19 protein-coding genes are annotated in these 22245 nt (G+C 67.1%); 12 read left to right on the top strand and 7 right to left on the bottom strand.

The features are described from left to right. Window positions 1-106: 106 nt before the first annotated feature. Window positions 107-1966, bottom strand: a complete 1860-nt coding sequence (locus ACERNI_RS03565; RefSeq protein WP_448831898.1) for a transglycosylase domain-containing protein — start codon at window positions 1964-1966, stop codon at window positions 107-109. Window positions 1967-2773: 807 nt separating this feature from the next. On the opposite strand from ACERNI_RS03565, the gene arfB reads away from it, so the two are divergent. Together arfB and ACERNI_RS03555 are read left to right on the top strand one after the other, a co-directional pair. Further along, window positions 2774-3199 (top strand): alternative ribosome rescue aminoacyl-tRNA hydrolase ArfB, encoded by a 426-nt coding sequence (gene arfB, locus ACERNI_RS03560; RefSeq protein WP_448831897.1) that lies wholly within the window; start codon window positions 2774-2776, stop codon window positions 3197-3199. 303 nt (window positions 3200-3502) lie between these two features. Further along, a complete protein-coding gene (locus ACERNI_RS03555; protein ID WP_448831896.1) occupies window positions 3503-4549 on the top strand; it encodes an MBL fold metallo-hydrolase in 1047 nt (348 codons plus the stop codon). Window positions 4550-4914: 365 nt separating this feature from the next. On the opposite strand, the gene ACERNI_RS03550 is transcribed toward ACERNI_RS03555, so the two are convergent. Further along, on the bottom strand, window positions 4915-5955 hold the full coding sequence (locus ACERNI_RS03550; protein ID WP_448831895.1) for a hypothetical protein: 1041 nt from the start codon (window positions 5953-5955) through the stop codon (window positions 4915-4917). Between the two features lie 523 nt (window positions 5956-6478). Continuing rightward, the gene (locus ACERNI_RS03545; protein ID WP_448831894.1) at window positions 6479-7354 is read right to left on the bottom strand and encodes a DUF3108 domain-containing protein; all 876 of its coding nucleotides are present in this window, start codon (window positions 7352-7354) and stop codon (window positions 6479-6481) included. Window positions 7355-7723: 369 nt separating this feature from the next. Here ACERNI_RS03545 and ACERNI_RS03540 point away from each other — a divergent pair, with 369 nt between their 5' ends. Beyond that, window positions 7724-8944, top strand: a complete 1221-nt coding sequence (locus ACERNI_RS03540; RefSeq protein ID WP_448832148.1) for an MFS transporter — start codon at window positions 7724-7726, stop codon at window positions 8942-8944. Window positions 8945-9149: 205 nt separating this feature from the next. Here the strand turns inward: ACERNI_RS03540 and ACERNI_RS03535 are convergent, their stop codons facing one another. Together ACERNI_RS03535 and ACERNI_RS03530 are read right to left on the bottom strand one after the other, a co-directional pair. Continuing rightward, on the bottom strand, window positions 9150-10370 hold the full coding sequence (locus ACERNI_RS03535) for a CobW family GTP-binding protein (RefSeq protein ID WP_448831893.1): 1221 nt from the start codon (window positions 10368-10370) through the stop codon (window positions 9150-9152). After that, a complete protein-coding gene (locus tag ACERNI_RS03530) occupies window positions 10360-11757 on the bottom strand; it encodes a serine hydrolase (protein ID WP_448831892.1) in 1398 nt (465 codons plus the stop codon). Before ACERNI_RS03530 ends, ACERNI_RS03535 begins: the two co-directional genes overlap by 11 nt. Window positions 11758-11931: 174 nt before the next feature. On the opposite strand from ACERNI_RS03530, the gene ACERNI_RS03525 reads away from it, so the two are divergent. From ACERNI_RS03525 to ACERNI_RS03510, 4 genes are all read left to right on the top strand, one after another. Continuing rightward, the gene (locus ACERNI_RS03525; protein ID WP_448831891.1) at window positions 11932-12246 is read left to right on the top strand and encodes a hypothetical protein; all 315 of its coding nucleotides are present in this window, start codon (window positions 11932-11934) and stop codon (window positions 12244-12246) included. A 116-nt stretch (window positions 12247-12362) separates the two neighbouring features. Next, on the top strand, window positions 12363-13346 hold the full coding sequence (locus ACERNI_RS03520) for an EamA family transporter (RefSeq protein WP_448831890.1): 984 nt from the start codon (window positions 12363-12365) through the stop codon (window positions 13344-13346). Window positions 13347-13589: 243 nt separating this feature from the next. Continuing rightward, a complete protein-coding gene (locus ACERNI_RS03515; RefSeq protein WP_448831889.1) occupies window positions 13590-14756 on the top strand; it encodes an acetyl-CoA acetyltransferase in 1167 nt (388 codons plus the stop codon). A 462-nt stretch (window positions 14757-15218) separates the two neighbouring features. Continuing rightward, window positions 15219-15692 (top strand): TspO/MBR family protein, encoded by a 474-nt coding sequence (locus tag ACERNI_RS03510; RefSeq protein WP_448831888.1) that lies wholly within the window; start codon window positions 15219-15221, stop codon window positions 15690-15692. Window positions 15693-15807: 115 nt separating this feature from the next. On the opposite strand, the gene hpt is transcribed toward ACERNI_RS03510, so the two are convergent. Then, a complete protein-coding gene (gene hpt, locus ACERNI_RS03505; protein ID WP_448831887.1) occupies window positions 15808-16347 on the bottom strand; it encodes a hypoxanthine phosphoribosyltransferase in 540 nt (179 codons plus the stop codon). A gap of 611 nt (window positions 16348-16958) precedes the next feature. On the opposite strand from hpt, the gene ftsE reads away from it, so the two are divergent. The 5 genes from ftsE (at window position 16959) to ACERNI_RS03480 (ending at window position 21305) form a co-directional block, all read left to right on the top strand. Next, on the top strand, window positions 16959-17738 hold the full coding sequence (ftsE, locus tag ACERNI_RS03500; protein ID WP_448831886.1) for a cell division ATP-binding protein FtsE: 780 nt from the start codon (window positions 16959-16961) through the stop codon (window positions 17736-17738). Between the two features lie 83 nt (window positions 17739-17821). Next, on the top strand, window positions 17822-18802 hold the full coding sequence (locus ACERNI_RS03495) for a cell division protein FtsX (protein WP_448831885.1): 981 nt from the start codon (window positions 17822-17824) through the stop codon (window positions 18800-18802). 185 nt (window positions 18803-18987) lie between these two features. Next, window positions 18988-19689 carry a YdcF family protein gene (locus tag ACERNI_RS03490; RefSeq protein WP_448831884.1) on the top strand — a complete coding sequence of 234 codons (702 nt, stop codon included), beginning with the start codon at window positions 18988-18990 and terminating at the stop codon, window positions 19687-19689. A 112-nt stretch (window positions 19690-19801) separates the two neighbouring features. Further along, window positions 19802-20521, top strand: coding sequence for a lysophospholipid acyltransferase family protein (locus ACERNI_RS03485; RefSeq protein WP_448831883.1), 720 nt, complete (start codon window positions 19802-19804; stop codon window positions 20519-20521). Between the two features lie 280 nt (window positions 20522-20801). Next, window positions 20802-21305, top strand: coding sequence for a hypothetical protein (locus ACERNI_RS03480; protein ID WP_448831882.1), 504 nt, complete (start codon window positions 20802-20804; stop codon window positions 21303-21305). A 105-nt stretch (window positions 21306-21410) separates the two neighbouring features. Here the strand turns inward: ACERNI_RS03480 and ACERNI_RS03475 are convergent, their stop codons facing one another. After that, window positions 21411-21947: a gamma-glutamylcyclotransferase gene (locus ACERNI_RS03475; protein WP_448831881.1), complete on the bottom strand. Its 537-nt coding sequence runs from the start codon at window positions 21945-21947 to the stop codon at window positions 21411-21413. Between the last annotated feature and the right edge of the window lie 298 nt (window positions 21948-22245).

Here is a 22245-nt window from a genome sequence, read left to right as displayed (position 1 = left end):
CCCCCAGGAGCGCGCTCCGGTAAGGATGGACCGGAAAGCGCGCCAGTTTTCCCTGTTTTGAGCGAATGCTGATCGCCCGGACGAAACCGTCTGGTCGGAAAGCGTCCTAGCCTCCGAACAACCGCTCAAAGAAGTTCGGCTCCCGGCGCTGCGGCTGCGGTTGCGGCGTCTGGCCGCCTTCGCCCTGCTGCTGGGCGCTTGCCCAGCCAGCGGCCGGGGCCGGGGCCGGCGTCCAGGGAATCCCTGGCAGCGGGCCAGGCTTGAGGTTGCGCGAGGCCACCAGCATCACCCGGTTCCAGACATCGAGCGGCAGCGAACCGCCGGTTACCTTTTTCATGGAGCTGTTGTCGTCGTTGCCGATCCAGACGCCAGTGACGAGCTGGTTGGTGAAGCCCACGAACCAGGCGTCGCGGAAGTCCTGCGTGGTGCCGGTCTTGGCGCCGATCTCCCAGCCCGGCAGCTTCGCCTTGCTGGCCGTGCCGCTGGTCGCCACCTGGCGCAGCATGGCGTTGATCATGCCCTCGTTCTTCGGCGTGATCACCGGACCAAGGCTGTTCGGCATGCGACTGTACAGCGATTTGCCGTCGGTGCTCTTCACGGACTCGATCACATAGGGGATGACGCCGATGCCGCCGTTGGCGAAGGCGGCGAAGGCGGCGGTCAGCTCGATCGGCGTCACTTCCGAGGTGCCAAGCGCGATCGAGGCGTTGGATTGCAGCGGCGAGGTGATGCCCAGACGCTGGGCCGTGCGCACCACGGCCTTGGGCCCCAGTTCCAGCGTCAGCTTCACCGGAATGGTGTTGATGGAGTGGGCCATGGCCGTCAGCAGGGTCATCGGGCCCGAGTAGCGCCGGGAATAGTTGGATGGCGACCAGCCGCCAGACGAGACGGGGCCATCCTCACGCACCGCATCCGGGGTGATCCCGTGCTCGATGGCGGTGAGATAGACAAAGGGCTTGAAGGCCGAGCCGGGCTGACGGCGAGCGTTGGTGGCTCGGTTGAACTGGCTCTCGGCATAGCTGCGCCCGCCCACCAGCGCCTTGAGGGCGCCGTCGGCGGCGAGGGTGACGACGGCTCCCTGTTGGGCTCCGAGTTTCGCGCCCTTCTTGCCCAGCTCGTCGTTGAGGGCCGCCTCGGCCGACATCTGCAGCGGCATGTCGATGGTGGTGCGGACCTGCACGTCCTGCTCGATCTTGCCGACGAAATCGTCCAGCACGTCCATCACGAAGTCGGCGGCGTAGTTGGCGGAGCGGGTTCCGCCGGGCTTCACCGTCGTCGCCGGCGTCATGATCGCGCCCTTGGCCTGCTGCTCGGTGATGAACTTCTCGTTGGCCATGGCGGTGAGCACGAGCTGCGCCCGCGCCTGGGCGCCTTCGGGGTTGCGCGTCGGCGCCAGCCGGGCCGGCGCCTGAACAAGGCCGGCGAGCATCGCCGCCTCGGCGACGGTGACGTCTTTGGCGTCCTTGCCGAAATAGCGGTGCGCGGCGGCCTCGACGCCATAGGCGCCCGCGCCGAAATACACCCGGTTAAGATACAGTTCGAGAATCTGTTCCTTGCTGAACTTGCGCTCCAGCCACACGGACAGGATCAGCTCCTGGATCTTGCGCGATATGGTCCGTTCCTGGGTGAGGAACAGGTTCTTGGCCAGCTGCTGGGTCAGGGTCGAACCGCCCTGGGAGACGCCGCCGGCGGACACGTTGCGCAGCATGGCGCGCGCCACGCCGGCCGGATCGACGCCAAAGTGGTCATAGAAACGCCGGTCCTCGATCGCTACGAAGGCCTTTGGCAGATACGCTGGCAGCTCTTTCAGCTTCACTTCACGGCCGCCCATGTCGCCCTTGTTGGCGATCAGCGAGCCGTCCGCCGCCAGGATGGCGACGTTGGGCGCGCGCTTGGGCACGGTGAGCTGGTCCATCGGCGGCAGCAGCGAGAAATGATAGCCGATGACCCCGGCGACGCCGAGCATGGCCACGATCGCCAGGCTGAAGCCCAGCCGGAACAGATGGCCGATGAACGACCGCCTGCGCCGGATCCGCGGCGCGGCCTTGCCGCGTGGCGCTCTGGCCTTCTGTCCTTTTTTTGGTCCGCTTATGGCCACGCTCTTCCCTGCTTCCAAGCCTGCTTCCAAGTCGCCAGTCATCCGCGCCGCCGCCTCCGGGGCGGGCTCTGGCGCGGGCGGCCGCGGGGTTGGGCTGGCGGCCCCATCGTCAAACGAAGGCTCGCGCCGGCTGTGGGGCCGGGAAGCCTGGGCGCCGCCGCCATCGCCGTCGCCACCCCGGCGCCAGCTGTCGGATGCGTCAATATGGATCTCGCTGCCCACAGCGTCCTGGCGCGTCGTCGCCGCACGGTCGGCCGGCGCCCCGGCATGTTGATCAGGCTGTTGGCCGAAACGGGGTTCCCGCCTGTTGTTCGGGCCGTCAGAAAACGTCATGGCGCCATTGGATCCAGAAGCGACAGGAATATCGTGAGGCGCAACCATGACGAACATGGGGCGCTGATCCCGCAACGGGATTCCTGTTGCTGTATTGAGATGGTAAATGTGGCGGTTTAAGGGGGTCTTAAGCCTGGCGGGTCGGGCCGCGCCTTTTCAGATCCCTGGACTTCGTGGCTGGAATGCGCCGTCCGCCCGTGTTGCGCGGGTGTTTCCGGGCTCCGGTTGCGGGCGGGCTTCATTGCCTGGGCGCTTCCGGCGGGCGGGAGAGGGCGCTCAGGGCGGAAGTGCTTCCGCATCGCTTATTGCTGAACAGGTTCTGACCCGCGCGGATGATCCGGAATGCTTCACGTAACTGACAGGATCATCATTGACGCCGACGAACTGGGCGAGCGGTTCATCCTCGCGGGCGGCGCCGGCGGCCAGAACGTCAACAAGGTGGCGACGGCGGTGGAGCTGCGCTTCGACGCGCGCAACTCCCCGGCGTTGCGGCCCGCCGTGGTGGAGCGGCTGTTGCAGATCGCCAGTCATCTGGCCACCCGGGATGGGGTGATCGTCATCAAGGCGAACCGTTTTCGCACCCAGGAGCGCAACCGCGCCGACGCCCGCGAACGGCTGGCGACCATGATCCGCGCCGCCGCCGAGCCGCCGCCGCCGCCACGCCGGCCAACCCGTCCCACGCGCGCCTCGCAGCATCGGCGGCTCGACGCCAAAACCCGCCGCGCCGGGGTCAAAAGCGGTCGCGCCCGGCCCTCGCATGATGACTGAAGCCTCACGCGCAATGCCTGTCCCCGCGCCGTTCGCGCATGCGGATCGCTCATGACCGCGGATTTCGCCATGCAACCAGCGGTGGCCGGGGTGATTCATCATGCCGTTGATGGACTACCAGGGGCGCGTGTCTGTCCGTAGTTTTGAGGTCCGGTTTTCCTCAGGGGGCTGTTTCGCCCGGCGAAAAATTCCGGGCGGATCGGGCAGGGCGGCTGCCTTGCATGTACGGAAACCAGGGGCGAAGCCGGCCCATCCGGCCGGGCCGCTGCAGAGCAACAAGAAACGACGGGAAACTGACAGCCGATGGACCTCCAGCAGCACGAACCGCTCCTGACCTTCCCCTTTTTGCAGCCTCCGGCGCCGGGGCAGACGGTGGAGGTCGCGCCTGGCCTGCTCTGGGCGCGGTTCGAGCTGCCGTTCAGTCTGAATCACGTCAATGTCTATTTTATCGCGGATGGCGATGGCTGGGCCGCATTCGACTGCGGCATCGCCAGTGACAGCACCCGCGAGCAATGGCAGGCGTTGCTGGACGGGCCGCTGGCCGGCCAGCGGCTGACCCGGCTGATCATCTCGCATCACCATCCCGATCACATCGGCCTCGCCGGCTGGCTGTGCGAGCGCTACAACCTGAAGCTGCTGATGAGCCAGGCGGAATATCTGGAGGGGCACTACATTGCGCTCAATCCGGACCAGATGGCCGAGGGGCCGTTCCGCCAGTTCTACGTCGATCATGGCCTGAGCCCCGAGGCCGTCGAGATCGTGCTGCGTCAGGGCCATGGCTACCTGCGCATGGTCACGCCGCTGCCCCACACCTTCCGCCGGCTGGTGCATGGCGAGCGTCTGCGCATCGGCGAGCGGGAGTTCGAGATTTACACCGGCGGCGGCCATTCGTCCGAGCAGGTGATGCTGTATTGCCGCGCCGAGAACCTGTTCGTTGGCGCCGATCAGGTGCTGGCCAAGATTTCGCCGAACGTCAGCGTCTGGGCGATGGAGCCGGAAGGCGATCCGCTCGGTCTCTACCGTCGTTCGCTGCGCGAACTGCAGACCCAGATCGATGCCGACGCTCTTGTGCTGCCCGGACACAATCTGCCGTTCCGTGGTCTGCACCTGCGCCTGCAAGCGCTGGAGGAGCATCACGCCCACCGTTGCGCCCAGCTTGTCGACGCCTGCCGGGCGCGGCCTCATTCGGCGTCGGATCTGGTGCCGGTGATGTTCCCGCGTGAGCTTGATCCGCATCAGCTCAGCTTCGCCTTCAGCGAGGTGCTGGCGCACGTGAACTATCTGGTGGACCGCGACCAGTTGCGCTGGACGCCGGCCAGCGAGGGCGGCCGCCGCCTGGTCGCCGCCTGATCTGCGGGCGCGGGCGGACCTGGCGTCCGCCGGCGCCGCGGCGTTGCTCCGCGTCACAAGCGCGCCGGGCTGGCAAGCGCGCCGGCTTGGCAGGCATGTCGGGCTGGCGGGCATGTATGAAGGCAAAACCCGGTCTGGCGACCGGGTTTTGCCTTCTGGCGTTTTTGGGGGGCTGCAGGCGCCAGCCGCGCGGGGACTTCGTGGTTTGCCCCGGCGTCGGGCCGGATTCCGAGGGGCATTTTCGGGCGCGTTGAGCCGCCGCTCGCCGGGCGATCGTTCTGAACCAGGGGGAAGGGCGTTCCGGCGAGCCACGGTTTACCGGACATGCGCCGGCATGCTGGCGCGGCGACCTGCTGGCGATGGTTTCAGGTGACCGGGATCATCAGCACGCGCTCGCTCTCGCTGATGCGCTCGTAGCGGGCCCCGATGTCGCGGGCCATCTTGTGCACGATGGTTGTGGCCATGGTGCTGAGATAATGGGTCCGGTTGTCGCGAACCAGCATGCCGTCGGTGATCTGCAGCCGGATGGCGGCGTCCTCGCCGGCGTTCTGGACGACGATGCGGATGGCGCCGCCGTCGGGAATGGACAGCGCCAGCTCCCACAACAGCTCCGCCACCATGATGTAGGCGTGCACCTGGTGCTCGTGCAGCGGCCTGAAGGCCCATGGCGAAACCATGTCAAGGCTGATGCGGCCTGAGCTGGCGTCGGCGAGGGTCATCCGGCTGACGCGCTCCAGCAGGTCCGGGGCGCGCTCCTCGTCGAACGGCAGCCGGCCGATGATGGAGTGGATGCTGCGCATGGCCGTCCGGCGCTCCTCAATGCCAGGCGCCGCGAGAATATGGGCGGGGGCCGCGCCGCGCCGGTAAAGACGCAGCGAGCGGCCGGTCGCCGACACGTTCTTCTGGATCCAGGAATTGAGCGCGTGCAGGGCGATGGTGACGGTCGGCCGGGACTGGCCCGTCTGGTAGTCGCTGACCGCTGCGCCAGGCGTGGAAAAGTGCATGCCGTTCTGATCGGGCGCTGGGTCGCCGCGATCTTCATACAACAGCAGGATCGCGCCGACGCCGACGATGAACAGGCCCAGCATGAAATAGCCCTGCACCGTGTGGCCGAGGGTGAAATTCCACGGGGGCGTGAAAATCAGCGAGGCGCAGACCAGCGAGCCGACGATGGCGACGAACACGCCGGACCAGCGGCCGGCCAGATGGCGCGCCAGGGCCGTCGCCGGAAAATAGGCCATGACGGGCGCGCCGATCAGTGACGTCGCCAGGTAAAGCTGCGGGAGCGTCGGGATAATGGCCAGCGCCGCCGCGACCAGAAACTGTCCGACCGGCGAGGTTACCCGGTTACGATATCGGGCCACCGGATTCATGAATGCAGGCTCGCCGCCGGAGTTGCGACCCATCCCGGCGCCGCAACCGCTATCCGCCGGCGCGCTGATGCCCCAGCGGCGACGGTTCGCGATGTCCATGCAGGCAAGAGAAAGGGTCGCATTCGTGCTCCACCGTGGCGACGCCGCCATGGACTCAACCTGAACCGCATATTCCTGGCGTCGTCGGGCCGTCGCCGCAGGGCGGCCGCCGGCTGGTCCCGTCTTCGCTTCAACCTCAGGGCGGGCCATGCCAACTGGCCGGCCGCCTGCAAAAGATCCTCAGCCATTGCCGCACGCTGACGGCGCCGGCCTCCACGATGCGCCGCCGATCCGGCGGACGCGCCACATTCGTCTGCTCTCCCCCAATTGTGTGACCACAGCGTCAAATTGGACGCGCGGCGACCCGTTTGGGGTGAATTCCCGATTTTACTGTTACGCTTGCGACCCTATTGGGCAACTTGGCAAGCCCCTCGCGGGGCTGTGAAGGCGCCCGAAGGTCAATTCATTGTGAACAGCGCGAACTTGACCTTAAGCGTACCCGGATCGGCTGGCCAGGCTATTTTTTTTCCCGCCGGGACGCGACGGTCTGCATCCCGTCCACGTGCACCCTGGTCGCCTGCAGCATCGACATGCCCAGGGTGGTGCGCACATGGATGCGCCACGGAGCGTAGATGCCCGTATCGCCGACCGGAATCAGCGTAACGCCCATGTCGGTGTTTTCCACCATGAACTTCGTCATCGAGCGCAGGGGGCGATGTCCGGAGACCGGCGCGTAGCGGGCGGTGCAGGTGACGGCGGGGCCAGAATAGCCGCCCTGGTTCACCGTTGTGGTCCCCTTGTAACGCAACACCACGTCGAAGCGCGTCGCCCCGTCGAAAACCGGAATGGTGCGGTTGCAGGCATCGGCGAGGCTTTTGCCCGCCGCCGGCATCAGCAGGGCGCTGAGGGGATCGGTGACCGACTGGCGATGGCTTGCCGTGACGGGAATGCGGTCGGGCCGCTCCCAGTCTTCCAGCGGCGGCCTGATTTCGATGGCGTTGACGGCGCCGCCGGCAAACGACATGCGCAGGGTGCGCTTGTCGCTGGCGGTGGACGCCACTACGGCGAGCGAGGCGGGAATGGCGCGGTCGCCGCTGATCACGCCCGTGGCCCGGGCGCCGCCCTTGCCGCTGACCAGAACGCCGGCAAGGCCGGTCAGTTTGGCGTGCATGTCCAGGGCGTAGGCGCCGCTGTTGTCCACTTTCGCCGTCAGATTTGCCGCGCCAATACTGACGCCAGCCAAAGTGATGGCGTAGCTGGCGGCGAAGGCGCCGCCGCGTTGCGCCGGCTGTGCGACAGCGGGGGCGCTTTGCCACAGGCCGCCGGTGACGCTGCAGCCTGCCAGGCCGGCCACAAGAGCACCGCGCATGGCGGAGGAAAATTGTTTGCGCATCAGGGTCAAGCCATCGGTTGGGCGTCCGTGCGTCCAGACGTTGCTGACGACAGTTACGGGAAGCCGTTCCAGGATCGGCCCTTATGGTGAACAAAGCGTATCTTTTTGTGGCTCCGCCAGCAGGCGATCCATCCTGGGGTGGCCGTTTGGCGCCTGCGCCGGTTCGATCCCCCGGTCCTGCCGGGCTTGCCGGCCCTGCGCACATTCGCGTGACCGCCTGCCCTGGATGGTTTCACGGCGCCAGGAATGCAGCGCGCGCAGTTCAGCCATGCAAAATCCCGGCGCGCCGCGCAATTGATTGAAAACATGCGCGGTATCTGCGCATCCCTTTCAATCCGCTGAACCCGGACGAGATGAAGGCAGGAGCCGATCGTGAGCGTGACCACCGACAATGCCGGCCAGGCCGCCGAGCGCACCACTTTTCAGGTGCTCGGCGCCATCAGCCTGTCGCATCTGCTCAACGATCTGATCCAGTCGGTTCTTCCGGCCATCTATCCGGTGCTCAAAAAGGAATTTCATCTCGATTTCGCACAGATCGGGATGATCACCCTGTGCTTCTACGCCGTTTCATCGCTGATCCAGCCGCTGGTCGGCATTTACACGGACAAGAAGCCCAGCCCGTTTTCGCTGGCCATCGGCATGGGCTCCAGCCTGATTGGCCTGCTGCTGCTGTCGGTGGCGTGGAGCTATCTGGTGCTGCTGCTGGCGGCCATGCTGGTTGGCCTCGGCTCGGCGGTGTTTCATCCGGAAGCCTCGCGGGTTGCGCGCATGGCGTCCGGCGGCCGGCATGGCCTGGCCCAGTCGATGTTCCAGGTGGGCGGCAACGCCGGCACCGCCATGGGGCCGCTGCTGGCGGCGGCCATCGTCGTGCCGCAGGGGCAGCACAGCGTCGCCTGGTTCTCGCTGGTGGCCCTGCTGGCGATCATGGTGCTGTACATGGTGGGGCGCTGGTATCGCGATCACGTCGCCCGCACCCGCGCCAGCGGCGTGCAGCCATCCCGCCAGAGCCCGGTGTCGCGCCAGCAACTCACCACCGCGCTGGTGGTGCTCGGCGTGCTGATCTTCTCGAAGTTCTTCTACACCGCCTCGATCAGCACCTATTACACCTTCTTCCTGATCGACCGGTTCCACCTGTCGGTGCAGCAGGCGCAGCTTTACCTGTTCCTGTATCTGGCGGCGGTGGCGGCGGGCACCATTGCGGGCGGTCCGCTGGGCGACCGCTTCGGCCGCAAGCCGGTGATCTGGTTCTCGATCCTCGGCGCCGCGCCGTTCACCCTGATGCTGCCGTGGGCGAGCCTGGCCTGGACGCCGGTGTTGACCATGATCATCGGCTTCATCATCGCCTCGGCGTTCCCGGCGATCGTCGTTTATGCGCAGGAGCTGATGCCTGGCCGCGTCGGCATGATCTCGGGCATGTTCTTCGGCTTTGCCTTCGGCATGGGCGGCCTGGGCGCGGCGCTGCTCGGCGTTGTCGCCGACCACACCAGCATCGGCACGGTCTACCAGATCTGCGCCTTCCTCCCCCTGGCCGGCCTGCTGGTCTGGTTTCTGCCGAAAACCGGCGGCAAAAAGCCAGCCCTGGCCCACTGAGGCGCGCCGCCAGCTGCCGCGGCCTCATGCCCAATGCGTCATGCCCGCAACGCGTCGCGGGCCTCCACATCTTCCAGCGTGAAACCGGACAGTGTGGTTTGCAGGGAGGTGGTTTGGAGAAGGCGCCACTGCGTGGACTGCCGGCACACATCCGGCCATGACGCGTGGAAGGTGAAGGCGCCCGCGCGTCGCCCGCGAAAGCGCCTCAGCGCCCGGCGGAAAAGCTGAAGCCGGCTGGCGCGAGCGGATTGTCGATGAGGGCGGTCCGGTCCGGCGCGTCCACCGCCGGCCTGTCGGTGAAGGCGCCCCACATCCGCTGCAGGAAGTCGGCGCTCATGCCGCGCACGATGAAGACGATGCGGGTGCGATGGTCGGCGTCTGGCCATGCCGGCAGGGTCTGCGGCGGGTGGAAGACATGCTGCACGCCATGGATGACCACGGGCTGGTCAGGGTGCTCGGCCAGTTTCACCAGCCCTTTCACCCGCAGCAGGTCCGGGCCATGGGCCGAGCGCAGCAGATCGGTGAACATCTCGAACGTGGCCCGCGGAATCGCCCGCTCCTCCACCAGCGCCACGGTGCGGATGTCGGCGCCATGGCGGCTGACGTCGTGGGCATGGCGCGAATGGCCGTGATCGCCATGTTCATGCCCATGCCCATGCTCATGCCCATGATCGTGGCCGCAGCCCGCATGGCAGGGGCCGTCGTGGTCATGGCGATGCGCGTGTCCATCGTCGCTGGCGTCCAGCCACGCCCGGACGTCGGCGATCTTGCCGTCGACGCCGAAGGGGCCGAGCCCGGCAATCAGGGCGCCGTCGACGCCCTCCGTCTGTACGTCGATCACCCGCGCCGTCGGGTTGAGCGCCTCCAGCTCCCGGCGCAGGGCGGCGATGGTTGGGGCGTCGGCGATGTCGGTCTTGGTCAGCAGCAGCCGGTCGGCAACCGCCGCCTGCTTCACCGCTTCCGCATGGGCGTCCAGCGTCGCCGCGCCGTTCACGGCGTCAACCAGCGTCACCACGCCGGCGAGGGCGTAGCGCATTTGCAGATAGGGATGGCGCAGCACCGCCTGCAAAACCGGCGCCGGGTCGGCGAGGCCGGTGGTTTCGATCACCACCCGGCGGAACGGCGCGATGTGGCCGTTGTCGCGCTTGCGCAGCAGGTCTTCCAGCGTCGCCACCAGGTCGCCGCGCACCGTGCAGCACAGGCAGCCCGCAGACAGCGTTACCAGACCTTCGTCGGCGGCTTCCACGAACAGGTGATCGAGGCCCACGTCGCCGAATTCATTGATGATGACGACGGTGTCGGCCAGCGCCGGGTCCTGCAACAGCCGGTTGAGCAGGGTGGTCTTGCCGGCCCCGAGGAAGCCGGTGATGACAATGAGCGGCAGGGGCGTTGGCGGGCCTGCCGGCCTTGCGGCGTCAGCTGTCATTGTCGGACGCCTTCTTTGTTTTTCCGGCGGACGTTTTGCTGGAAGTCTTCTTGTCCTGTTGCTTCCTGTCCTGAGCTTTTTTTCCGGCTTCAGCCTTGCCCGGCTTCTGCTTCGCTCCCGCCTGCTGTTTGCCGGCGTTTTTGTGAGCGACCGGTCGTTTCACCTTCTGCAGGGCTTTCGCGCCGGGGGAGGTTTCCTCCTCGGCCGCATAGGCGCTGGCCGTTTCGCCCTTCTGCGCCGGGCCCCTGCGCGCGGCAACGGCGGTGGCGGGGGCGCCTGGATATCGGCCGACATAAACTGGAATGGCGGCCAGCGCGGCGCGCGGCGGCAGGGTGCGGCCGGCGACCGGCGTCTCCCAATCGCTCGCGCCGCCCTTGAAGAGCGCAAGCAGCGGGCTGCCGCTCTGCGGCGCGTTCTCGGCTTCTTCCTCGCCACGGGCGCCGCGACCGGCGCCGCAGATGGAATCGCGCATGTCAGGCGGTGAAGCGCTGGTGGGCAGGGGCAGGGTGTCGAGGGTGCCGGGGCCGCCCCAGCCGCTGTCGGCGAAGCCCCTGTCGAACAGCGATGCCGCGATCAGCGTGCGTTCGGCGCCCGAGTGAGCTCCCAGCACGACAACAAGGAGGCGGCGGCTGCCGCGCTGCGCCGTGGCCACGACGTTGAAGCCGGAGGCGCAAATGAAGCCGGTCTTCATGCCGGTGACGCCCGGATAGCGGCCGACCAGGCCGTTGGTGTTCTTGTAAATCCGCTTGCCCAGTTGCAGGGCCTCAATGTTGAAGTATTGGGCGTATTCGGGAAACTGGCGCAGCATCGTGCGGGCCAGCACGGCCAGATCGCGGGCGCTGGTCCGGTTGCCGGGATCAGGCAGGCCATGGGGATTGACGAAGTGGCTCTGGCCCATGCCCAGCTCTTCGGCGGCCTGGTTCATCATCCCGGCGAAATTCTCCACCGAGCCGCCGATGCCCTCGGCCAGCACCACCGCCATGTCGTTGGCGGACTTGACCAGCATCATCTTCAGGGCGTTGTCGACGGTGACCTCGACGCCGGGCCTGAAGCCCATCTTCGAGGGAACCACGGCGGCGGCGCGCGCGCTCACGGTGAGCGGCGCATCCGGCCGCAACTGGCCGGAGCGCAGGGCGTGGAGCGTCAGGTAAGCCGTCATCAGCTTGGTGACGGAAGCCGGATACCACGGGTCGGTCGCATGCTTGGCGTAAAGCACCCGGCCGCTGTCAATGTCGGTGACGATCACCGGGCCGGCGACCGCCGGCGCCAGCGCGGCGCCAGCCAGGGCAGCCAGCGCCAGGGCCAGAACCACAAAACCACGCCGCAGCCGGGACTGGATGGCCTGGCGCGCGGATGCCAGCAGGGCGGTGCGGAAAAGCTGGGCCATCTTCTGTCCGTCCCTGGGGGCGGTTGCGCGGGCCTGGCTGGCCGGTCGGGTCTGATATGGGCTCATGTCCAGGCGCCTGCTCGTTTGAATCTGTCCTGCCGGAATGGTCCCGTGGGCCCTCTGGCGGCCGCGTGAGGCTCATGATCCGGACGTCTCGCGGGACGATGCAACATCATGCGCATCATTGCAGAACATGACGTTAATGTCCCGCAGCCCTTGCTGTTTTCCGTTGCCGCGTCTCGCGAGGCCAGCCGCATCACGCCCACGGCATGCCTGTTTCGCATGGCCGCGTCGCCCGTAAAACCCTTGCAACCAAGCTTGCCAGGAATCTGGCAACAAACCTGGCAACAAACCTGGCAAGAACGCCGGCAGCAAAAACCGGCAAGACAACCGGCAAGACAACCGGCTAGCCGGAAGGACCGGCTGGTACCGGGTGAATACGGCGAGGGCAGGGCGCAGGCGGCCGCTTTTCCAGGCTGCTTTTTCTGAGGCTGGCCGCGTCGCACGGGTCGCAGGGCGGAAAAAACGCTGTGGACGTGGACGGCGCGCGATATCGGGCGTAACGCCATGCCGGCCGATCGCCCAACCCTGACAGGACAGGACCCATGCTGAGTGGAAGCGCCCTCTGGATCGCCGCGACGATCGCCGCCACCGGCGCCCAGACAGCGCGCAACGCCATGCAGGGCGCGCTGGTGGGGGCGATTGGCGCGGCCGGCGCCACGCAGGTGCGCTTTATCTACGGCTTCCCGTTTGCCTGCCTGTTCCTTGGCCTGGTGATGCTGGTCACGGGCGACGCGCCGCCGGCGCCGAACCTGACATTCCTGCTTTATGCGCTGGGCGGCGCCGTCGCGCAGATATTTGGCACGGCCATGATGCTGTGGGCGATCAGCCAGCGCTCGTTCGCCACGGGCATCGCCTACACCAAAACCGAGCCGGTGCTGGTCGCCCTGTTCAGCGTCATCGTGCTTGGCGACCATCTCGGCCTGATGTCATGGGCCGGCGTGCTCGTCGCCAGCGCCGGCGTGCTGATCATGTCATTGAAGCCGCAGCGCGGAACGGCGGCGCGTGTGCTTGCCGGAGAGGGAGCGGCGGCGGAAACGACGGCGGAGGCGACGCCTGTTTCAGGCTGGCGGGCGACTTTTGCAGGCTGGCAGGCGCCGCTGGCCGGCGTCGCCTCCGCCGCTCTGTTTGCCCTGTCGTCGGTGTGGTTTCGCGGCGCGATTCTGGCCCTTGGCGATGGCGGCTTCGTCATCCGCTCATCCACGGCCCTTGTGACCAGTCTCGGGCTGCAATGCCTGCTTCTTGGCCTCTGGCTCGGCCTGTTCGACCGGCAGGCGTTCCTGGGCAGCGTGCGGGTCTGGCGCGCCTCGCTCGCCGCCGGCCTGATGGGGGCGCTGGCCTCCCAATGCTGGTTCATCGGCTTCTCGCTGACCAGCGCCGCCAATGTCCGCACGCTGGCATTGCTGGAGGTGGTGTTCGCCCAGATCGTCTCGCGCCGGGTGTTCCACGAAACCCTGACCCTGCGGGAGATCGCCGGCGCGGCGATGATCGTCGCCGGCGTCGCCGCGCTGCTGACGACCTGGGGGTGAGGATTGGGGGAGAGAACCAAACAGCCAGGGCATCGGCTTCAGCGGCCTGCCGGCTTTTCGCGTGAATCCGGCGGTTTTTGCCGCGTCAGGCGCCGCCGCGGCGGCTGGGGCTGTTGTCCCGCGTTTCCATTGTCCCGATAACGCACTATTGTGCGGTTGAAACGCCATGCGTGCAGATACACATCAATGGTCGGGACCAGGGATTGTGGACCGGCGCGCCCGGCATGATGCAAGGAACAGACGATGACTGCTGCGATCGTGGGTTGGGCGCATACGCCCTTTGGCAAGTTCGACACCGAGACGGTTGAGAGCCTGGTGGTGCGCGTGGCCCGCGAGGCAATGGAGCACGCTGGCGTCGGCCCGAAGGACATTGACGAAATCTATCTCGGCCACTTCAACGCCGGCTTCTCCGAGCAGGACTTCACGGCCTCCCTGGTGCTCCAGGCTGACGACAGCCTGCGCTTCAAGCCGACCGTGCGCGTCGAGAACGCCTGCGGCACCGGCTCCGCCGCCGTGCACCAGGCGGTGAAGGCCATCAACGCGAAGGCCGGCAAGATCGTGCTGGTCGTTGGCGTCGAGCAGATGACCACCACGCCGGGTCCCCAGGTCGGCAAGAACCTGCTGCGCGCTTCCTACCTGAAGGAAGACGGCGAGACCCAGGCTGGCTTCGCCGGCGTGTTCGGCAAGATCGCCCACGCCTATTTCGAGCGCCATGGCGAGCAGTTCGATGCTTTGGCCCAGATCGCCGCCAAGAACCACAAGAACGGCGTCGACAATCCCTACGCCCAGATGCGCAAGGATTTCGGCTTCGACTTCTGCCGTAACGAGAGCGAGAAGAACCCCTACGTCGCCGGCCCGCTGAAGCGCACCGACTGTTCGCTGGTGTCCGATGGCGCCGCCGCCGTGGTCATCGCCGACGGCGAGACCGCGAAGGGCATGAAGCGCGCCGTTGGCTTCCGCGGCATGGCGCATGTGCAGGACTTCCTGCCGATGTCCAAGCGCGACATCCTGAAGTTCGAGGGCTGCACCGAGGCGTGGGGCCGCGCGCTGGCCCAGGCCAACATGAAGATCGACGAGCTGTCGCTGGTGGAGACGCATGACTGCTTCACCATCGCCGAGCTGATCGAATACGAAGCGATGGGCCTGACGCCGGAAGGCCAGGGCAAGCGGGCGCTTGAAGAAGGCTGGGTCTACAAGGACGGCAAGCTGCCGGTGAACCCCTCGGGCGGCCTGAAGGCCAAGGGCCATCCGGTCGGCGCCACCGGCGTCTCCATGCACGCGCTGTGCGCCATGCAGCTCACCGGCGAGGCCGGCGGCATCCAGATTCCGGGCGCCACCACGGCCGGCATCTTCAACATGGGCGGCGCCGCCGTCGCCAATTATGTGAGCGTGCTCGAGCGCCTGCGCTGAGGCTGTCCGGGTTTTGCTGGGCGCCAACGCGCCCGGCTGTTCATGCGAGTGACTGAACGACCAACGCCCCGGAACCCCACCGGGGCGTTGCCTGTTTCCAGTATGGGCGGAAACGCTCCCGGTTGGCGAAACCGCCGGCGCGTGCGAAGAGCGGTCCGCAGATCAGCCGGATTGCTCCCTGCAAAATGCTCTCTGCAAATTGCTCTCTGGCGGACCGGAACAGAATCCGTTCATGCGGATCGGGATTTTATACCAGCTATTTGATTCGGCGCATTTTGATTCGGCGCATTTTCCTGGCCCAGGGCGACGCCTGCCTGCTGGAAAATGCTCCATCTCTCCAATCTGACGCATTTTCCTCACGAAAAGTGGGCTCCACTTCTCTCGAAAATGCTCTGGCGACAGGACGGACGCATGAACGCGAATGACGGACAGACGGCAAATCAGGCGCCCGGGAAGCCGCCGATGGCGCCGTGGAAAATCTACGTCATCGCCATTGCGCCGGTGCTGCTGACCCTGGTGCTCGGCCAGGTGGCGACGTTCCCCAATCTGGACCCTTGGTACGCTGGTCTGCGCAAGCCGCATTTCAATCCGCCGAATGCGGTGTTCGGGCCGGTGTGGACCTTGCTGTACGCCCTGATGGCCTTCGCCATCTGGCGCGTGCTGAACCTGCCGAAAGAGACGGTGGGCAAAGGGCTCGGCGTGACGCTGTTTTATCTCCAGCTGGCGCTCAACGCCGCCTGGTCGTGGCTGTTCTTCGGCGCGCACAGCCCGCGGCTCGGCCTGGTGAACATCGTGCTCCAGCTGTTCTTTATCGTGCTGACGGTCTCGGTGTTCCGGCGCCTCGACAAGATCGCCGCGCTTTGCCTGGTTCCGCTGCTTGGCTGGGTGGCGTTCGCGACGCTGCTGAATTTTTCGATCTGGAAGCTCAACGGCTGAGCTGGCCGTTGGCCCGGAATGGCAAATGCCCGCGATATCGCGGGCATGGGACATGGGACATGGGGCCTGGCGCCTGGAGCTGGCGCGCTGGCGCGGAGCGGGCAGGTTGCTCCGGTCAGTTCTCGATAACGCCGACGTAGGGCAATTCGCGGCAGCTGTGCGCCACGTCCATGCCATAGCCAACGACGAATACGTCCGGGCAGTGAAACCCCACCAGATCGGGCGTGACGTTCACGGCGCGTTTTGTCGGCTTCTCCAGCAGCACGCAGCAGCGCACGCTGCGGGCGCCGCGCGCCACCAGCAGGTCCTTGGCGTAAGCGAGGGTGCGGCCCGATTCGAGGATGTCGTCGACCAGCAGCACGTCGCGCCCCTTCACGCTGCTTTCCAGATCACGCAGCATGGTCACCTGGCCGGATGAGCTGACGCCGGCGCCGTAGCTCGACAGTTGCAGGAATTCCACCTGTGGCGTCAGGCCGACCGCGTGCATCTCGCGCAGCAGGTCGGCGGCGAACATGAACGAGCCCTTGAGGATTGGGGCCACCAGCAGGTTGACCGGCTCCGACGCGGCGACCTCCACGGCGATCTCCCGGTTGCGGGCCGCGATGGCCGCGGCGTCGAACAGCACGCGGATGCGGGTTTCCGCAGGAATAACCATTCACGTCTCCTTCTGGACGACGCCAGACTGGCGCCTCGAACAGGGCGGCGCAGCCGGCGAAATCAACAATCTGGCCTGGCTCCATGCGCCGCGCGCTGGTCAGGGCGTTTGCAATGTGCGGCCGGCGCGCCGGCGGGGAAAATCCTTCAAAACCTGACGCTGGGGCGACATTTGCCCAAGGCTGGCCAAAACCGGACAAAACCGGCCTGGGCCAGCCAGGAGGCCGACTAGGACCGGCCGGGGTCGCTCCAGACGCGCAAACCGGGATCGCCATCCAGCCATCGGACCGCATTGCCTGAGGAGGCGGTGATTCGCCGTTGCGACACACGAACGCCTATCTTTGTGTGGCGCGCGCGACAGGGCAATGGCGCCAGGGGCTGCAACCGCATGTGGAATGTGGGGGTGGGTGCGTGAGCGCTGGACATTTCCCAAATCTGAACACAATCCTGCTCCCACTGCTTGCCGCATGATCGCCTGTCGCGCGCATGGCGTCTCCCCCGGCCATTTCCAGGAAGACGAAGCCTTGCGCGCATGCCGGCCAAACGTCAGAATCGCGCCGCGCCCAGGCTGGCGCTCCGCCCGCCCTGCCAGTCCCTCAAGCCGGAATCGACATGAAAAGCCAGAACGCAGGGCATGACGACGCAAGGCGCGAGGGCCGCGCAAAGACGCCGGCCGCGTCGTCCGGCGGCGCGCCTGAAGCCTCCCGTTCAGGCGCGGCCCGCCAGGCGGCGGTTGTGCACTTCGAGAACGTGGGCCTGCGTTACGGCATGGGGCCGGAGGTGCTGCGCGACCTGACTTTCTCCATCGAGCCGGGCTCCTTCCAGTTTCTCACCGGCCCATCCGGCGCCGGCAAGACCACCCTGATGCGCCTCATCCTGCTGGCGCTGAAGCCGACGCGCGGTTTCATCAGCGTGTTCGGCGAGGACGTGTCGCACATTTCTGGCGATGCGCTCACCGGGTTGCGCCGGCGCATGGGCGTGGTGTTCCAGGATTTCCGCCTGCTTGATCACCTGACCACCTATGAGAATGTCGCCCTGCCGCTGCGGGTGCAGGGGCGGGAAGAGGCGACCTATCGCTCCGAGGTGGTGGAGCTGTTGCGCTGGGTCGGCCTTGGCGAGCGCATGCATGTGCTGCCGCCGGTGCTGTCCGGCGGTGAAAAGCAGCGCGCCGCCATTGCCCGGGCGCTGATTGTCCGGCCGGAGATGCTGCTGGCCGACGAGCCGACCGGCAATGTCGATCCTGGTCTCGGCCGGCGGCTGCTGCGGCTGTTCATCGAGCTGAACCGTCTCGGCACCTCGGTGCTGATCGCCACCCACGACCTGCAACTGATGGATCAGGTAGACGCGCGCCGGCTGGTGCTCGGGGAAGGGCGGCTGCACATCTATGACTGACCTTGGACTTTTCCATTGCATGCGGGCCGTGACTGGCCGTTCTGGCGCCGGGTGCGCCAGCTATCGGGCGGAGCGGACCTGACATGGACGACAAACGTTCGACGACCCTGCGCAATCCGCCGCCCGCACCGCCGCCCGCGCCGCCGCGCGACGCCGCGCCGGTGGCGCTCAGCCGCGGTCAGGCGCTGGTTCCGGCCGGCTCGATCGCGGGCCGCGCCCTGGTGACGGTCATCGCCATCCTCACCTTCCTCGCCGCCCTCACGGCCTGCGCCGCCGTGCTGCTGGCCCGCGCCTCGTCCGACTGGCGCGCCGACGTGGCGCGCGAGATGACCATTCAGGTGCGCCCGCTGGCGCAGCGCAATATCGAGGCCGACGTGGACAGGGCGGCGGCGATCGCCCGCGCGGCGGGCGGCGTCGCCAGCGTGCGGGTGTTCTCGCGTCGCGAGGCCGAGCGGCTGCTGGAGCCGTGGCTGGGCGGCTCGCTTGGTTTCGCCGAGCTGCCGGTGCCGCGTCTCATCGTGCTGCGCCTCGCCGGTGACGCGAAGCCGGATATTCCGGCGCTGCGCAAGGCGTTGCAGGAGGTTCCGACCGCCAGCCTCGATGATCACCAGGCCTGGATCTCACGTCTGGCGGCGATGGCGGGCACCGTGGTGATTATCGGCGTGGTGCTGGTGTTGCTGGTGCTGGTGGCGGCGGCGCTCGCGGTGGCCTTCGCCACGCGCGGCGCCATGGACGGCAATCGCGAGATTGTCGAGGTGCTGCACTTCGTCGGGGCCAATGACGGCTACATCGCCCGCCAGTTTCAGTCACGCTTCCTGTGGCTTGGCCTGAAGGGCGGGCTGGTCGGCGGCGTCGCCGCCCTGGCCCTGGTGGCGGCGCTTGGCGTTGCAGCCGGCGTCTGGCGCGCCGGCGCGGGCGGCGATCAGCTCGAAGCGCTGTTCGGCGCCTTTGAAGTTGGCTGGCAAGGTTATGCAGCAGTCCTTGCGATTGCAGGCATTGTTGCAGCAGTGACAGCGATCATGTCGCGCATCACAGTCACCCGGCATCTGCGTGAACTTGAGTGACGTTGCCCGCAATATGACAAGCGCTTGATTTAAAAATACCATTATTAACAATTAATTAACCAATCTGCCTTCACCTTGCCGTATTCTCGGTCATACTGGTTCGTGTGATGATGCTCATGCGATGGACAGTTGGGCCGGCGTATGCCGGGGGGTGGCCAGTCCGCACTTCGGGATTACGGTCGGCTATGGCGACACGGCGGCTACGCCAGGTGCTTGGCGTCGCGGTGAAGGCGGCGGCCGGCCTGTTCGCTGTCGGCGTTGTTGCCGTCATCTCCGGATTTTTCCTGTTTCTCTCAGCTGTTCCGCGCTCGGGCGCGCCGCTGCTGGCGCCGGCGGACGGGATCGTGGTGCTCACCGGCGGCTCGCAGCGGGTGGATGGCGCCCTGGGGCTGCTGGCGGGTGGACACGCCCGGCGGCTGCTGGTTTCCGGCGTTTACGCGCGGACGACGCGCGCCCAGCTGGCAAACCAGAACCCTGACGCGGCGCGGCTCTTCAACTGCTGCATCGATCTCGATTACCGGGCCCGCAATACGATCGGCAACGCCATCGAAACCAGGCGCTGGGCCAGGGAGCACGATTTCCGCACGCTGATCGTCGTCACCAGCAACTACCACATGCCGCGCGCGCTCGTGGAAATGCGCAGCATCCTCGCCGATTACGACCTGAAGCCCTACGCCGTCGTCACCGGCTCGGTCGATCCCGATACGTGGTGGCGCAGCCCGTCGTCCGCCCGCCTGCTGATGGCGGAGTATGGCAAATATCTCGTGGCCCTGGTGCGCACCCGTCTCGAAAGCGATCCGGAATACGCGCCGATGTCACTGATGGCCGGCGGCCGCAAACCGCTATTCTCCGGTAACTGGTTGGCCGACCGCCGGGCAGGCGGTTGACTGCCGCCCGCCGGCATGGAAAGCCGGCGACAGCACCCCCACGCGACGCCGCGCGCTTCAGGTCCCGCCTGATCTGAACCGGCTGTCCGCGCGACCCGGAAAGCCGCCGCCCATGCAGACGTTCCGCGCCGTTCTGTTCCTTGTCCTGTTCTACATCAACACAGCCATCTGGACGGTGGCAGTGATGCCGTTCGCGCTGATGGGGCGGGACGTGTTCATGAAGGTCATTCGCGGCTGGGTGCGCTGCACGCTGCTGCTGCTGCGCCTGACGGCGGGCGTGAAGGTGGAGTTCCGCAACACGCATCTGGCCCCGCGCGGCGCGCTGCTGGTGGCCGCCAAGCACCAGTCGGCGCTGGAAACCATGGCCCTGATGCTGGTGTTCGAGCGGCCGGTGTTCATCCTGAAGAAGTCGCTGGCGCGGATCCCGATCTTCGGCTGGTACATTACCCGCATGGGCCACATCTGCGTCGACCGCGCGGCCGGCGCCTCCGCCTTGCGCGCCATGATGCACGCGGCGAAGGATGCCATCGCCGACGGCTCGCAGATCATTATCTTCCCTGAGGGAACCCGCCGCGCGCCCGGCGCTGAACCTGACTACAAGCCTGGCGTCATCCAGATGTACCGGCAGCTTGGCGCCACCTGCCTGCCGGTGGCGCTCAATACCGGCCTGTTCTGGCCGCGCCGCAGCCTGGCCTTCCAGCCAGGCGTGGCGGTGATCGAGCTGTTGCCGCCCCTGCCGGCCGATCTGGCCCGTTCGGATATCATTCCCGCCCTGATTGCCGCCATCGAGCCGGCAAGCGACCGGCTCCTGGTCGAGGGACGGACCGCCTGAGCTGCGTCTGTCTCACGCGGCGCCTGTCCCGCGCCGCCCCTGGGTGATTCGCGGCCGGGATCCGGGCGCCGGCGGCGGGCGGCGGCGTTCCGCCCTGGCGCCGTTCACGCTGGCGGAACGCCATCAGGCTGATCTGAAACAATAATTCCCTTCACGATGCGCGGCCCAACGGGATGCTTGACGCAGACAGAGATTTGTTCTCTTTTTGTTCAAGTTAACCATGTTTTGGGGAGGGCGCGTCATGGCCTCCGTCATCCGTTTTCCAACTGCGCGCAGACGTATGCCGTTGCCCCTGCCGGGGGAGCGCCGGGCGGAGTTCGGGTCCGAAGCATGGCCGGCGCTTTCGGGCTGCGGCCCGGCCCGGGCTGGCGCCGCGCGGCCGCGCGACGGGATCGCCCCGGCGCCCAGCGCGCCGCGTGAGGGCGTCCTGGCTTTTGGCTTCGATGGGCAAGGAAGCGACGGGCAGCAGGGCGAGCGGCTTGGCGACCATTTCCGGGCATGGTTTGGCCGCTCGGGCCAGCGCTACATCGTCTCGGTGCATGCGCTCGACGGCGCCGATCCGGCCTGCGAATACGACGGCGCCCTGCTGTTCGCCGTGAGACGCGACGCGGGCGGGAGCTCCGTGCTGCTGGATGGGCGCGACAGCGGCGCAGCTGGCGCCGCCGGCCGCAACGCAGGCTGGATCGCGGCCATGCGCCAGCGCGGCGCAACCGAACTGCACGTCCACCTGCTGGCGCGCGATCCCGCCGCCCGCCAGCGCGCGCTGTTCGACCTGACCGCCTGACAGGGATGCCCGCCAGCACTTGTTGGGCGTTCGCCCATGGTTTTTGGGTCAGACAAGGTCTTGAGCGGTGCGGGTGCAGCTGCCGTCGCCGGCCGCGATCCCGCCTCAGGCGTCCTGATCGAGCCGGGCGACAACGTGGGTGAGCCACGGGTCGTGCACGCCCATTTCAACCAGATGGCTCTGGGTGTTGCGCACGTAGTCCGGATTGTAACCGGAGACGCCGCGGCCGCGCCGCACGATGGCGACGACTTCGTCCACGTCGAGCCGGCCGGCGTATTGCTCGTGCCGGCGGTCAACCACATAGACCAGCGCCGGCACGGTCTGGCCGTTGTCCAGGGTCGTGGCGGCGTTGCGCTCCAGATAGACGCCGGTCACCTGCTCGCGTTCGCGCAGATAGGCGATGGTGTCGGCCCGGCTTTCAGCCGCGACGCGGAACGCCGCGCCCCGGCACGAACCGCCCCGGTCCAGTCCCATCACCAGCCCCGGCTCCTGCGGCGTGCCGCGATGGTGAAACGAATAGACGCAGAGCGAGCGGTGATAGCCGCGCACCAGCCCGGCGCGCCGCTCCAGATAGGCGAAGCCGGGACGCCACATTAGCGAGCCATAGCCGAAGACCCACAAATCGTCAGAAGCCTCTGTCATGATGTCCCGCCCCGTCGGGAAAACACAGAATAACGATGCTTCGGCGCCCAGGCGCCAGTGCAAAATCCGTTTATATGGAAACGGTGCTCTTTGCTTCATGAAAGTCCGCCCCAGCCCCGCGCGGGCGGCGCGGCTGGTCCGCCATGGCGTCGCGCCGGCGATGGGGTTAATGATGTGGCGCGCCGTGGGCCGATGCGCGGCCAGCTGGCAGCGCGGCCGCCTCGCCGGGGGAAACTGGCAGGGTGGCAAAGCGGCAAACCGGGCGAAAATCTGGCTCCGTCGGCCCGGATTTTGCCCC

It is taken from the genome of Camelimonas sp. ID_303_24 (genome assembly GCF_053543495.1).
The sequence above is the reverse complement of the archived record's forward strand: the minus strand, read 5'-3'. Positions and strand labels throughout refer to the sequence as shown.